Source organism: Allobosea sp. (genome assembly GCF_030694325.1).
Taxonomy (GTDB): domain Bacteria; phylum Pseudomonadota; class Alphaproteobacteria; order Rhizobiales; family Beijerinckiaceae; genus Allobosea.
On sequence record NZ_JAUXYO010000308.1, the window covers coordinates 1 to 13,301 of the forward strand.

The window sequence follows — 13,301 nt, forward strand, 5'->3', positions numbered from 1 at the left end:
TGATCAGGCTCGCCGTGGAGGCGCTGGCGGAAAGGGCCTCGCCACGCGCGCCTTCGACCAGCTTCTCGACCTGACCACGCAGGGTGGCGGCGGCGCTGTCGACCGTCTTCAGCGTCGTCGCGATCTCGGCCAGCGTCGTCAGGTCGCGCTCGCGCATCTCGACGATGCCGGAACGCCCCTCGCCCATCGCGATCACGGCCTCGACGACCTGGCCGCGGAACGGGTTGGAGGACGCGGCCTCGGCTGCCTGCAGTTCCATGCGGATGCGCATGGCGGTCGCCTTGAACCGCTCGCGGGCGATGTCGAGGCGCGCCTTGTCGGGGACCTGCGCCGTCTCGCGCAGCATGCCCATCAGCTCGTTGACCTGCGCCTCGAGCTTGCGGGCGAAGTCGAAGACCGGGAAGTCGCGGTCGTTGAGCGTCTTCATCGCGGCGTCGAGCTGTTCGCCCGACAGGCCCTTGATGCTCTCGATGCCCATGGTGACGTTGAAGCGGGCCTCGTCGGCCTCCGAGCCGACGACGCCGCTGAACACCCGCCCTGCTTTTCCGAGATTCTCAAGCAGACCATTCATGGCCGATGCATTGCGCATCCGGGCGCCGGTCAGGTCGTTGATTTCGTTGATGGTTCGCGAGAGCTCGTCGACCGCCTGCTGGGTCGCCTTCATGTCGAGCCCGCTGAGGCTCGCGATCCGGCGGATCAGGTCGAACTGGCGGGCCTCGATCCGGTCGAGTTCGTTGGTCAGGGCCGCGCGCTGCTGGACATTCTCGACATCCATGAAGCGCGGCGCCAGCGCCGTCGAGAGTGTCGCCGCCTGTGACAGCTCGAGCGCGAGTTCGACCATGGGCATCTTCCGACCGGCCATGTCCTGCACCGTCGCGTCGACGCGGCCGAATGACAGCCACGCGACGGTCGACGCCACGATCGTCAGCACGGTCATCAACCCGACGGCCGCATAGATCCGCGCGGCGATGCCGACGCGTGCCTTCTGTCGCTGGCGGGCTGGCTTCCTGGCCTTCGTCATCGGTCGCTCTCCGGTAGGCAACGCGACACTCTGGATGACGAAGCTGGCGCGGGGCCTGCGGCGGCCCGTCCCGGGCGCGCCGATGGAAAAACACTTCGACCGCCCCCCAAGGCGATGACCGGTGCCCCCGAACCGCTCCGCACCCAGAACTGTCGGTGGGCGGGATCCTGTTCATGCGGAGAATTGGCCAGCCGCGCTTAAAGAACGTTTAAACGTGGATTCTTTTGAATCACTTCTGCAAAAGCCGGATTCAGCTTCCGTTAGGACATGTATCCCGGATTTCTTGTTCTTGAAGGCAACATCAGCCCACGGTGATCACGCCTTTCATCTGGCAGTCGGTCCAGGCGGGATACCGCCCCGCAACGGCGAAGCCCCGCCAGGGGGCTGGCGGGGCCTTCGGATGTCGTATCGGGTGGCGGTATCCGCTCAGGCGGCCTCGGCCATCGCATGGGCCTTGTCGGAGCCATGGCCCTCGCGGAAGCGGAAGCGGGCGATGTGCTCGCTCAGCGCGCGGGTCTGCTCGTCGGTCAGCGCCAGCGCGGCATTGGTCTCCTCGACCAGGGCTGCGTTCTGATGCGCCATCGAGCCAATGCCGTCGATCTCGGTGTTGATCGCCGAGACGTCGCTGGCCTGGCTCTTGGCCGTCTGCGAGATGCCGTTCATCAGCCCGGTCAGGTCGTTCACCGAGGATACGATCGCCTCGAACATCTGGGCGGTTTCCTCGACCAGGCCGACGCCGACCTTGACGTCGCCATGGGCCGCCTCGACCAGCTTCTTGACGTCGTTGGAGGCATCTGCCGAGCGCTTGGCCAGGCTGCGGACCTCGGTGGCGACGACCGCGAAGCCACGCCCGCTGTCCCCGGCGCGGGCCGCCTCGACGGCCGCGTTCAGCGCCAGCAGATTGGTCTGGAAGGCGATCTCGTCGATCATCGCGATCACCTCGGAGATCTTGTCCGAGGAGGTGCGGATGCGCTGCATCGCCTCGAGCGCGGACGCCACGACCTTCTCGCCCTGCTGCGCCTGACTCTCGGCGCCCTCGGCCATGCCGGTGGCCTGGGCCGCCTCGCTCGCCGTCTTCTTCACCGTCCCGGCGAAGGCGCCGAGCTGGTTGGTCGCCATCGAAACGGCGTTGCTCTCCTCGCTGGTGCGCTCGGCGAGATCGGTGACGCCGTCGAGGATCTCGGTCGTGGCGCTGCGCACCGCCGCCACCGTCTCCGACAGCTTGGCGAGCGTGCTCTCGAACTCCTCGGCCAGCGCATTGGTGCCGTTCTTCAGCTCGGCGAAGGCGCCCTGATAAAGCCCCTCGATCCGGGCCGAGAGATGGCCCGCCGAGAGCTCGGCCAGCACGTCGCAGGTCTCGGACAGGCCGCCCTGCACCGTCTCCAGCAGTTCGTTGACCGAACCCGCCAGCGCGTTCAGCTCGGCATCGGTGAAGTTCGCCTCGACACGGCGGCTGAAATCGCCGGCAGCGGCGGCCGCCACGACCTCGCCGAAGGCAGCGCCCAGTTCCGCCATCATCGCGCGGCGCTGCTCCTGCGCCCGGGCGTCGTCCTCGACCTTGGCGCTCTCCGCCGCACGCAGCGCCACCGCATTGTCGCGGAACAGCAGCACGCTCTTCGAGATGTCGGAGATCTCGTCATTGCCGCGCGTGTCGACCACCGTCTCCAGAGCCCCATCCGCGATCGCCCGCGTCGCAGCCCAGAGCCGGTTCAGTCGACCGATGATCGCAGGACGCACATAGAGCAGGGCCAGCACGAGCGCGATCAGCAGCGAGCCGACGCCGATGGCACCCAGCCACATCTTGCTCCGCTCGATCAGATTCGCCGTCGAGGCGTTCGCGGCGACGGCGCCGGAGCGAGCCGATGTGACGAGCTTGTCGATTTCCGCGCGCATCGCGGCCGCAGCCTGATCGATGTCGAGGACGCGGGCGTTGATCGCCTCCTGCGTTTCGATGTCGCGCTGGCGCATCGCGACGACGCCGCGCGGCCCCTCGCCCAGCGCGATGACGGCATCGATCACGCGCGTGCGCGCCTCGTTGGGCTTGATCTTGTCGGCGGCGGCCATGTCCTTCTCGATCCGCAGCACGACGGCGTTGAGGCGATCGCGCGCGAGCCCCAGATGCGACTGGTCAGCGATCTGGCCGGCCTCGCGCAGGAGCCCGATCAACTCGTTGACCTGTGCCTCGAGCTTGCGGGCGAGATCGAAGGCCGGGAACTCGACGTCGTTGACGGCCTTCAGCGCTTCGTCGAGTTGCGCGCCCTCCAGGCCCTTCACGCTCTCGATGCCGAGCACGACGTTGAACTGGCGCTCGTCGGCCTCGCCGCCGACCACCTTGACGAAGTCTTCGCGCACCTTGTTGAGTTGTTCGACGGCGGCGGCCATCTGCGCGGCGTTGCGCAGCCGGGTTCCGGTCAGGTCGTTGATGTCGTTGATCCGCAGCGAGAGATCGTCGACCGCCTTCTGGATCGGCTTCATGTCGACGCCGCCGATCTTGCCGACGGCCCGGATCAGTTCGAACTGGCGGGCCTCGATCGCATCGAGCTCGGTGGTCAGACGGGCCCGCTGCTGCACCGTCTGCACATTCATGAAGCGCGGCGCCAGCGCGGTCGACTGGGTCCCGACCTGGGAGAGCTCGAGCACGAGTTCGACGGTGGGCATCTTGTCCTCGACCATCTCGCCGACCGTGGCGTGGATCCGGTCATAGGACAGCCAGGCCACCGCGGAGGCGACGATCGTCAGCGTGGTCAGTGCGCCGAGCGCAGCATAGATGCGCGCGGCGATGCCGATGCGCAGCGGCGCGCGCGGGCGCGCCGATGTCTTGGCCTTCGTCATGTGACTCTCCGAATAGCGACGCGGCAAATGCGGCTCAGGCGGACAGGGAGCCGACCGACTTGAAGGTGCCGTCCGATCCGATGACCGTCAGGTAGACGTCGTCGGAGCCGCGGTTGTCATTGGGGCCGAAGGCCATCTTGAAGCCGCCGAAATCATAGGAACCGTCGGTCAGCGCCGCCATGAAGGCCTTGCGGGTCGGCTCCTTGCCGGCTTTTTCGAGAGCCGCGATGACGGTGCGCCCGACGAGATAGCCTTCCAGCGAAACGAAGCCCGGCTTCTTGTCCTTGGCGTCGCTGGCGGCGAGCGCCGCTTGGTAGGCCTTGACCACGGGAATCGAGGTGTCGGTCGGCAGCGGCACGACCTGCGTGACGTAGACGCCCGCCCCCGCATCGCCGAGTTCGGCTGCCAGCGCGTCCGAGCCGACGAAGGAGATGTTCATGAACACCGGCGTGAATTTCACCTGCTTGCACAGCTTGATGAACTCGGCACAGGGCTTGTAGGGGCCGACCATCACCACGGCTTCGGGGCTGGCCTTGCGGATTTCGAGCAGGGCGGACCGGACCGCGACCGTGTTGCGCTCGAAAGTGCCTTCGGCGACGAGGCTCATCTTGCGCGCGTCCATCGCCTTCTTGACGCCGGCGAGGCCGGCCCGGCCGAACGCGTCGTCCTGATAGAAGATCGCGATCTTGGAGAAGCCCTTGTCCTTGACGAGGCGCTCGATCCAGACCTCGGTCTCCTGGAAGTAGGAGGCGCGCACATTGACGACATGCGGCAGATAGGGATCGCGCAGGCCTTCAGCGCCGGTGAAGGCGCCGATGAAGGGCAGGCCGGCCTCCTTCGCGATCGGGTGGGCCGCCATCGCCGTCGGCGTGCCGACAGGACCGACCAGCGCGAAGACGTCCTTGGCGATCAGCGCCTTGGTGGCGTCGATCGATTTGCCGGGCTCGTAACCGTCGTCCTGGGTCAGAAGTTCGATCTTTCGACCCCCGACGCCGCCCTTGGCGTTGGCCTCGGCGAAGGCGGCGGTCAGGCCGTCGCGCATGCCCAGGCCCAGCGCGCTGGCGGGCCCTTCGAACACGGCCGCCTGGCCGAGCACGATCTTGTCGACCGTCACACCGGTTTCGGCGAAGGCGCGGCCTGGCAGGAGCGAGGCGGCGGAGGCGCAGGCAAGGCCAGTCAGGACATCACGACGATGGATCATGAAAGGATTCCCCCAGATACTGTTCTTTCGTGTCAGTCGGGTTAGGCCAGCAGACCGAAAGAATGCGGGGAAGGCGACTAACGAAGGGTTAAGTGCCTGGATTCTTCTGAATCAGTCGCGATTTCGGAGGTTCAGCGCTCGTTAGCATTTTGCCAATCGCCGCCACGGCGAGTTCCATAGCGGGCCTCCGTTGCGGCCGGCCTGCATCGCGACCCTGAGACCTTCAGGCCGGCATCGGAGCGGCGGCCTTGACGTTGCGACGCAATCTCGGCGATGCGGACGCAGCCGCAACGCCCCGGCCCCGTCGAGTGCCCAACGGGACCCGGCCGATGCGCAGGGCATGAGGCGGACCTCGGAGCGAGCCTGCGATGCCCGTTCGCTCTGGACGAGCCGGCCGCGCACCCTAGGCGGATCGGGACGGGTCGGGAACTGGGCGCGGCCGCCCCTCCTCGTCGATGGCGACGAAGGTGAAGGTCGCGTCGGTCACTTTCTCGTGGATCATGGTGCGGAAGCGCCGGGCCCAGGCCTCGACATGGATCTTCATCGAGGTCCGGCCGACGGACTCGACCTCGGTATAGACGCTGAGCACGTCGCCGACCTTCACCGGACGGATGAAGGTCATCGCATCGACCGCGATCGTGACGACGCGTCCCTGCGCCCGGTCGACGCCGGCGATGCCGCCGGCCGCGTCCATGCGCGACATCACCCAGCCGCCGAAGATGTCGCCATTCGCATTGGTGTCGGCCGGCATCGCATTGATGCGCACCGTCAGGTTGCCGCGCGGCGCCTCGTCCTGCGCCACGCCCGCTTCTTTCGTCATGCGCTCATCCCCGCTCGAATCCCCGGCCATTGGAGCACGCGCCACCGCGCCTGCGCCAGATGGATCGGAGCGTGGACGGGGCGCCGACTTCAGGCCGCGCCGAGTTCCTTGCGCACCAGTGCCGCCCCGGCCGACAGCGCGGCGAGCTTGCCGTAGGCGACCTCGGCGGTCATCGGTGCCATGCCGCAATTGGTGCAGGGGAAGAGCTTCTCGGGCGCCACGAAGGCGAGCGCGGCGCGGATCGTGGCCGCGACCTCCTCGGGCGTCTCGATCGCGTTCGAGGCGACGTCGATGGCGCCCGCCAGCACGTCCTTGCCGTCGAGCAGCCTGATCAGGTCGAGCGGCACCTTGGAGTTGCGGCACTCCAGCGAGACTTGCTGGATCGAACTCTTCGCGATCGCCGGGAAGGTCTGCTCGTAATGGCGCCACTCCTCGCCGAGCGTCGCCTTCCAGTCGATATTGGCCTTGATGCCGTAGCCGTAGCAGATGTGGACGGCGGTGGTCGCGGTCAGACCCTGGGCGGCGCGCTCGAGGCAGGCGATGCCCCAGTCCGGCACCTCCTTCATGTAGACGTTGAAAGCGGGCTCGTCGAACTGGATGACGTCGACGCCCAGCGCCTGCAGCTCATGCGCCTCCTCGTTCAGCACGGCGGCAAACGCCATGGCGAGATCCTCGCGGCGGCCGTAATGCTCGTCGGCAATGGTGTCGACGATCGTCATCGGCCCCGGCAGCGTGAACTTCAGCTTGCGCGTGGTGTGGGCGCGGGCAGCCTGAGCCTCCATGCTGTGCACCGGCCCCTTGCGGCGGATCGCGCCGGTGACCGTCGGCACCTCCGCCTCATAGCGGTTGTTGCGGATCCCCATGATCGTCTTCTTGTCGAAGTCGATGCCGTCGAGATTGGCCAGGAAGCCATGGACGAAATGCACCCGCGCCTGCTCGCCATCGCCCACGATGTCGATACCGGCATCCTCCTGCAGCTTCACCGCCAGGATCGTCGCGTCGCGCCGGCCTTCCTGCAGCGCCACCCCTTCCAGCTTCCACGGCGCCCAGAGCCGCTCGGACTCGGCGAGCCAGGTCGGCTTGGGCAGGCTGCCGGCGATGGTGGTGCGAAGCATGGAGGTGTCCTTCGGAGGCTTTCGGTTGCGTCGACATCGGATGCATGAGGCTTCGACGTCAAGTCTGACGATGGGGTCTGCGACACCGCCGCCAGAATCACCGCACCCCAGGAAGAACGCCGTTCGCCGTCGCCCATTCTGACTGCATCGAAGCGATGATGCTCAGGCGGCGACGAGAGGCTCGAGCTCGGCATAGGTCTCCGCCTTGGCGACCTGTTCGCGCGTCAGATCATAGCTGTTCTGGAGATTGAGCCAGAACCCCGCCGAGGCGCCCAGCACGCGCTCCAGCCGGAGGGCCGTATCCGCCGTCATGCCGGTTTCCGCCCTCAGGAGCTTGGTGACGCGGGTCGGGGGGACCTTCATGGCACGTGCGAGGGCTCGCGCCGAGATGCCCATCGGCTCGAGAAACTCATGTTGCAGCATTTCTCCCGGATGAGTCGTGATGCGCGTCATCCTGCGCTCTCCCTCAATGATAGTCCGTGATCTCGATCGCGTGGGTCTGCGTCCCGTCCCATTTTTAGCAGATCCGGTATTGGTCGTTGATCCTGATGCTTCACTGGCCGACCCGATCTCCCTTCAGTGCTTCGAGCCGGTTGCCCGGCGGCACGCGGAGATCGTCCAGACCCGTGATGTTCATGACGCGGTCGAGCTTTCGCAACGCGATCGCCTCGAAGCCTCGCCAGCGCGGATGGCAAACTCCATCCTCGTAAAGCGCCAGTGTGTGCTTGTCGGCGATCCGCTTCATCCGCGGTGTTTCATATCATGAAACAGGAATGGCAAACAACATCTGTCCGGAACATGATCCGGGTTCAGACGGCCGCCGCCGACGCAGGCCCGATCGGCCGGCGCCGCGCCCGCATCATCAGCCAGCACACCACCGCGAGATTGACGAGGTTCCAGGCCAGCCCGTTCAGGAAGGCGGCGCGATAGGAGGCGAAGGCGTCGAAGATCGCGCCCGAGACATAGCCGCCGACCGCCATGCCCAGGATCGTCGAGGACATGACGAGGCCGATCCGCACGCCCGCCTCCCGGGCCGGCAGATATTCGCGGATGATGACGGCATACATCGGCACGATGCCGCCCTGGAACAGGCCGAAGATGCCCGTGACGATGAACAGCGAGGTCAGGCCGTCGAACCAGAGATAAAGGAACAGCGCGAGCCCCTGCATGAGCGAGCCGATCGCCAGTGTCGCCGTGCCGCCGATCCGGTCGGCCACGAAGCCCGAGCCGATGCGACTGATGATGCCTAAGCCCAGCATCAGCGAGAGCATCTCGGCGCCGCGCGCCACGCCATAGCCGAGATCGCTGCAATAGGCGACGATATGGACCTGCGGCATCGCCATGGCGACGCAGCAGGAAAAACCCGCGATCGCCAGCAGCCATTGCAGCTGGCTCGCCGACAGGCCGAGATCGCCGCGCGCGCTCGTGCTCGCCGCCTCCTGCGCCGCGATGGTCGCAGCCGATGGGCGGCGGCGGAAAAACGGCGCGAGCGGCAGCATGATCGCCATCACCGCGAGCCCGATGCCGATATGCGTCGCCCGCCAGCCATGGCTGGCGACGCCCCAGGTAATGACCTGCGGCCAGATCACCCCCGCCAGATAGCTGCCCGAGGCACCGAAGACGACGGCGAGCCCGCGATGCTTGCGGAACCAGTGCGAGAGATCCGCGATCAGCGGCGAAAAGCCGGCCCCGCCACCGACGCCGATCAGGAACAAATGGACAAGCGCGAACTGCCAGAGCGACTGCGCCATCCCGGCGAGGATGTAGCCACTGCCGAGCAGGAGCGCCCCGCCCACGATCGGCACGATGATGCCGTAGCGGTCGGCGATGCGGCCCATGGCGATGTTGCCGAAGCCGAAGCCCAGCATGACGCAGGTATAGGGAAGGGAGGCCCCGGCCCGTAGCGTGCCGAATTCGGTCTGCACCGACGGCAGCACCACGACGACGGACCAGGTGCCGACGCAGGCCGCCGTGCCGATCAGCAGCGAGATGGCCAGCCGAAGCCAAGCATAGGACGAATCGGGCGCGTAGCGGGCGTCGTCGGCGGACATGTTTCCTCGGCGCGCCGGCTCTCAGGCACGGCGTTCTGCACACGAGGAGTAGGCAGTCGCTCGCGCGGCGGCAAGCGCGCGCGAGGCGGACCCCATCGGCGTTCAGGGCGCAGCCGTGCCACGGTTGCGCCCTGAACGGGGTCTGTGAGGAGGAACCGCGCCCCGGCCTCAGGCGGCGCGGCGCTCGTGGCGGCCTTCATTGACCTCCTCGATGATCTTGGCGACGAAGGCCGGCAGATCGTCGGGCTTGCGCGAGGTGACGACGCCCTTGTCGGTCACGACCTCGCTATCTTCCCATTGCGCGCCGGCATTGATCATGTCCTGCTTGATCGTGTTGTAGGACGTCAGCCGGCGGCCCTTGGCGATGCCGGTGTCGATCAGCAGCCAGGGCGCATGGCAGACGGCCGCGACGACCTTGCCCTGCTCGAAGAAGCGCTTGATCAGCGTCAGCGCCTCGGGCGTGCCGCGCAGCGTGTCGGGGTTCATCTGCCCGCCGGGCAGGACGATGGCGTCATAGGCATCAGCGCTGACCTGATCGAGGGTCTTGTCGACCTTCACCGCACGGCCCCAGTCCTTCTGGTCCCAGCCGGTGATCTCGCCAGCCTGAGGCGCGACGATGTGCACGGTCGCGCCGGCTTCCTTGAGCTTGGCGTGTGGCACGTCAAGTTCCGACTGCTCAAAGCCATTGGTGGCGAGAATGAGGATGGTCTTGCCTGACAGGTCGCTCATGGGGCGCCCTCCGTGTTCGGGTTGAGGATGATGCCTCGACAACCCGCACGGGCCAGGTCCGTTCCTGCGGTCTTGCGTCGCTCCCTGGCGGGAGCGCTAGCGGAAGACGCTCTCGCCCGCCTGATCGACCAGCTGCTGGCCCTTGACCAGCGTGAAGTCGACAGCCTCGTCCTTGCCGGGGAAACGGTCGGCCCGCACGAAGCGGTGGCTCTTCAGCTCCCCCTCGATCGTCTTCTCGACGACGCCGCAGAGCTGCCACTGGCCGCCCTCCTGATAGGGCGTCGCATGGATGGTGAAGCCGTTGTGCTCGATGGTCTTGAGCGGGCCGGCCGGTACGGCCTCGGCCGCCTGACCGCCTCCGAAGAGCTTCTTGAGAAACGACATGGGCTGTCTCCTTGTCCGTCGGGCGCCGCGCCCCTTCTCCCAGATTGCGGCGTGATGGGGAACCCGTCGCAGCGCGGCTCGTTGTCAGTGAACAAACCAGGAATGGAGACGCCTCATGACCAGCCCCGCCGACGAACACGCGAGCACGCCCGGCGACAATCCCAAGCGCGCCCTCAACCCGCCGGACAACACGCAGAAGGATCCCGCCGACTGGGTGTCGGGCGACGACCCGATGACGGGCGCGCAGACCTCCTATCTCAAGACCCTGTCCGAGCAGGCGCGGCGGCCGGACGACTTCGCCGAGGATCTGAGCAAGGCCGAGGCGTCGAAAAGGATCGATGCGCTGAAGGCGGATCTCTCGGTCTGAGACGTCTCAGGCCAGATGCAGCACGACCTCGCGTCGATGCGGGCGGGCGCGGTGCTCGAACAGGTAGATCCCCTGCCAGGTGCCGAGCCAAAGCCGCCCGCCCATCACCGGGATCGACAGCGAGACCGGCGTCAGCGCCGCCTTGATATGGGCGGGCATGTCGTCGGGCCCTTCCGCCCGGTGGACGAGATAATCCATCGCCGGATCGTCAGCGGAGGGGACGAGCCGGCGGAAGAAGGCGTCGAGATCGACACGCACGTCGGGGTCGGCATTCTCCTGGATCAGCAGCGAGCAGGAGGTGTGGCGCACGAAGACCGTCAGCAGTCCGGTCTCGATTCCCGCCCCGGCGACGAAGTCGGCCGCCTCGCGCGTAAACTCGTAAAGCCTCGGACCGCGTGTCGCGATCGAGATCAGTGATTGCATGGCCATGGCGCTCAGCGCTCGGTGACGGCGAGCTTGGCGCCCAGCGCGACGAAGGCGGCCGCAAAGCCGCGCCGCAGCCAGGCCATCACCGAAGGCCGGCTCACCACCCTGTCGCGCATCGCTGCCGCGAACATCCCGTAGAGCGCGAAGACGACGAAGGTCATCGCCATGAACACGCCCGACAGTTCGAGCATGCGGGCGAGCGGCGCCGCTTCGCCGGCCGCGATGAACTGCGGCAGGAAGGCGACGAAGAAGATCGAGAGCTTGGGGTTGAGCACGTTGATCGCGACGCCGTCGCGCAGCACCCGCCAGGCCGAGCGCCGATCGGCTTTGGCCTCGACGCTGAGCGCGCCATGCTCCTGCAGCGTCTGCCAGGCCATGAAGAGCAGATAGGCGACGCCGGCATATTTCACGACCGCGAAGGCGAGCGCGCTCGCATGCAGCAGGGCCGCCAGCCCCAGCATCGCCGCCAGCAGATGCGGCACGATCCCGAGCGTGCAGGCAAACGCCGCGAGCAGGCTCGCGCGCGAGCCCCGGGTGAGCCCCGCCGCAATGGTGTAGATCGCGCCCGTCCCCGGCGAAGCGACGACGATCAGTGAGGTCAGCAGGAATTCAGGGGACATGGCCACAGGCCTCCGCGGAGCAGCGCCCAGCAAGCCGCAAGCCGCCGCCGGGATCAAGCCCGCCGCGCCGTCGATTGTCGCCTGGTCAAAAACTTAGGCATTGACCTAAGTATTGACCTGCGATTTGATCGCGTCATGTCCGCGACGTCCCCCACCCTCGACGACACCTTCCGTGCCCTCGCCGATCCGACCCGGCGCGCGGTGGTGCACGCCTTGGGGCGGGGCCCGGCCTCGGTCAGCGAACTCGCCCGGCCCTTCGAAATGGCGCTTCCGAGCTTTCTCCAGCACCTCAAGGTCCTCGAGGAAGCCGGGCTCGTCACCACGGCGAAATCCGGGCGCGTGCGCACCTGCTCCCTGCGCCGGGAGCCTCTCGCCTCAGCCGAAACCTGGCTGGAGGCACAGCGCGGCCTCTGGACGCAGCGCCTCGACCAGCTCGACGCCTTCGTCCTGCAACTGAAACACGACGAGGAACGCCCATGACGACCCTGCCCGCCGCCGCCTTCGACCCGGCGCTCGATCTCGAACTCAAACGCGAGGTCGCGGTGCCGCCGCATCTGGTCTGGCGCGCCTGGACCGAGCCGGCCCTGCTCACGCAATGGTTCACGCCCGCCCCCTGGCGCACCACGCATTGCGAGATCGACCTGCGCCCGGGCGGCAGGTTCCGCACCGTGATGGAGGGCCCCAATGGCGAGAAGCACGACAACACCGGCTGCTTTCTCTTTGTGGTCCCCGAGACGCTCCTGGTCTTCACCGACGCGCTCGGCCCCGGCTACCGTCCGCTGGGCTCCGGCTTCATGACCGCCTCGGTCGCCATCGAGCCGACCGCAACCGGAACGCTCTACACCGCCCGCGCCCTGCACAAGGACGAGGCCGGCCGCAAGCAACACGAGGAGATGGGCTTCCAGCAGGGCTGGGGCACGGCGCTCGACCAGCTGGTGACGCTGGTGAAGGGGATGTGAAGAGCACGCCGCTCACGAATAAAAAAAACCGGCCTCGCGGCCGGCTTTTTCGTCAGTTATCCAGGAAGCTCCTGAGCTTCCGGCTGCGGCTCGGATGCTTCAGCTTCCGCAGCGCCTTCGCCTCGATCTGGCGGATGCGCTCGCGGGTGACGCTGAACTGCTGGCCGACCTCCTCGAGCGTGTGGTCGGTGTTCATGCCGATGCCGAAGCGCATGCGCAGCACGCGTTCCTCGCGCGGGGTCAGCGAGGCGAGCACGCGCGTGGTGGTCTCGCGCAGGTTCGACTGGATCGCCGCGTCGATCGGCAGGATCGCGTTCTTGTCCTCGATGAAGTCGCCGAGATGGCTGTCCTCCTCGTCGCCGATCGGGGTTTCCAGCGAGATCGGCTCCTTGGCGATCTTGAGGACCTTGCGCACCTTCTCCAGCGGCATGGCCAGCTTCTCGGCCAGTTCCTCCGGGGTCGGCTCGCGACCGATCTCGTGCAGCATCTGGCGCGAGGTCCGCACGATCTTGTTGATCGTCTCGATCATGTGGACGGGGATGCGGATCGTGCGGGCCTGATCGGCGATCGAGCGGGTGATCGCCTGGCGGATCCACCAGGTCGCATAGGTCGAGAACTTATAGCCCCGGCGGTACTCGAACTTGTCGACCGCCTTCATCAGGCCGATATTGCCTTCCTGGATCAGGTCGAGGAACTGCAGGCCGCGATTGGTGTATTTCTTGGCGATCGAGATCACGAGGCGCAGATTGGCCTCGATCATCTCCTTCTTCGCCTGA

General features: G+C 66.9%; 16 protein-coding genes. 3 read left to right on the forward strand and 13 right to left on the reverse strand.

The window, feature by feature from the left end:
• From Q8M82_RS19925 to Q8M82_RS19970, 10 genes are all read right to left on the reverse strand, one after another.
• Window positions 1–1,021 (reverse strand): hypothetical protein (locus Q8M82_RS19925; RefSeq protein ID WP_305693036.1); only part of this gene is annotated, 1,021 nt, incomplete at its 3' end.
• A 426-nt stretch (window positions 1,022–1,447) separates the two neighbouring features.
• Entirely contained in the window at window positions 1,448–3,853 is a 2,406-nt protein-coding gene (locus tag Q8M82_RS19930; RefSeq protein WP_305693037.1) for a methyl-accepting chemotaxis protein, read from the reverse strand.
• A gap of 34 nt (window positions 3,854–3,887) precedes the next feature.
• Window positions 3,888–5,054 carry an ABC transporter substrate-binding protein gene (locus Q8M82_RS19935; protein ID WP_305693038.1) on the reverse strand — a complete coding sequence of 389 codons (1,167 nt, stop codon included), beginning with the start codon at window positions 5,052–5,054 and terminating at the stop codon, window positions 3,888–3,890.
• 403 nt (window positions 5,055–5,457) lie between these two features.
• Entirely contained in the window at window positions 5,458–5,874 is a 417-nt protein-coding gene (locus tag Q8M82_RS19940) for an acyl-CoA thioesterase (protein ID WP_305693039.1), read from the reverse strand.
• 89 nt (window positions 5,875–5,963) lie between these two features.
• Window positions 5,964–6,989, reverse strand: coding sequence for a methionine synthase (locus Q8M82_RS19945; protein WP_305693040.1), 1,026 nt, complete (start codon window positions 6,987–6,989; stop codon window positions 5,964–5,966).
• Between the two features lie 162 nt (window positions 6,990–7,151).
• Window positions 7,152–7,442 carry a HigA family addiction module antitoxin gene (locus tag Q8M82_RS19950; RefSeq protein ID WP_305693041.1) on the reverse strand — a complete coding sequence of 97 codons (291 nt, stop codon included), beginning with the start codon at window positions 7,440–7,442 and terminating at the stop codon, window positions 7,152–7,154.
• 100 nt (window positions 7,443–7,542) lie between these two features.
• The gene (locus tag Q8M82_RS19955) at window positions 7,543–7,734 is read right to left on the reverse strand and encodes a type II toxin-antitoxin system RelE/ParE family toxin (RefSeq protein ID WP_465248087.1); all 192 of its coding nucleotides are present in this window, start codon (window positions 7,732–7,734) and stop codon (window positions 7,543–7,545) included.
• Window positions 7,735–7,798: 64 nt separating this feature from the next.
• Entirely contained in the window at window positions 7,799–9,040 is a 1,242-nt protein-coding gene (locus tag Q8M82_RS19960; RefSeq protein ID WP_305693042.1) for an MFS transporter, read from the reverse strand.
• A gap of 168 nt (window positions 9,041–9,208) precedes the next feature.
• Window positions 9,209–9,769, reverse strand: a complete 561-nt coding sequence (locus tag Q8M82_RS19965) for a type 1 glutamine amidotransferase domain-containing protein (protein WP_305693043.1) — start codon at window positions 9,767–9,769, stop codon at window positions 9,209–9,211.
• Between the two features lie 96 nt (window positions 9,770–9,865).
• Window positions 9,866–10,153, reverse strand: coding sequence for an HlyU family transcriptional regulator (locus Q8M82_RS19970; RefSeq protein WP_305693044.1), 288 nt, complete (start codon window positions 10,151–10,153; stop codon window positions 9,866–9,868).
• 115 nt (window positions 10,154–10,268) lie between these two features.
• On the opposite strand from Q8M82_RS19970, the gene Q8M82_RS19975 reads away from it, so the two are divergent.
• Window positions 10,269–10,520, forward strand: coding sequence for a DUF3072 domain-containing protein (locus Q8M82_RS19975; RefSeq protein WP_305693045.1), 252 nt, complete (start codon window positions 10,269–10,271; stop codon window positions 10,518–10,520).
• Window positions 10,521–10,526: 6 nt separating this feature from the next.
• On the opposite strand, the gene Q8M82_RS19980 is transcribed toward Q8M82_RS19975, so the two are convergent.
• Window positions 10,527–10,943: a secondary thiamine-phosphate synthase enzyme YjbQ gene (locus Q8M82_RS19980; protein ID WP_305693050.1), complete on the reverse strand. Its 417-nt coding sequence runs from the start codon at window positions 10,941–10,943 to the stop codon at window positions 10,527–10,529.
• 11 nt (window positions 10,944–10,954) lie between these two features.
• Window positions 10,955–11,566, reverse strand: a complete 612-nt coding sequence (locus tag Q8M82_RS19985; RefSeq protein ID WP_305693046.1) for a LysE family translocator — start codon at window positions 11,564–11,566, stop codon at window positions 10,955–10,957.
• A 135-nt stretch (window positions 11,567–11,701) separates the two neighbouring features.
• Between Q8M82_RS19985 and Q8M82_RS19990 the strand changes: the two genes are divergently transcribed.
• Both Q8M82_RS19990 and Q8M82_RS19995 read left to right on the forward strand, forming a co-directional pair.
• Window positions 11,702–12,046 carry an ArsR/SmtB family transcription factor gene (locus Q8M82_RS19990; RefSeq protein ID WP_305693047.1) on the forward strand — a complete coding sequence of 115 codons (345 nt, stop codon included), beginning with the start codon at window positions 11,702–11,704 and terminating at the stop codon, window positions 12,044–12,046.
• Complete coding sequence (locus tag Q8M82_RS19995) at window positions 12,043–12,525, forward strand: SRPBCC family protein (RefSeq protein ID WP_305693048.1); 483 nt, start codon at window positions 12,043–12,045, stop codon at window positions 12,523–12,525. Before Q8M82_RS19990 ends, Q8M82_RS19995 begins: the two co-directional genes overlap by 4 nt.
• Before the next feature lie 52 nt (window positions 12,526–12,577).
• Here the strand turns inward: Q8M82_RS19995 and rpoD are convergent.
• Window positions 12,578–13,301: RNA polymerase sigma factor RpoD (rpoD, locus tag Q8M82_RS20000; RefSeq protein WP_305693049.1), on the reverse strand; the 724-nt coding region annotated here is incomplete at its 5' end.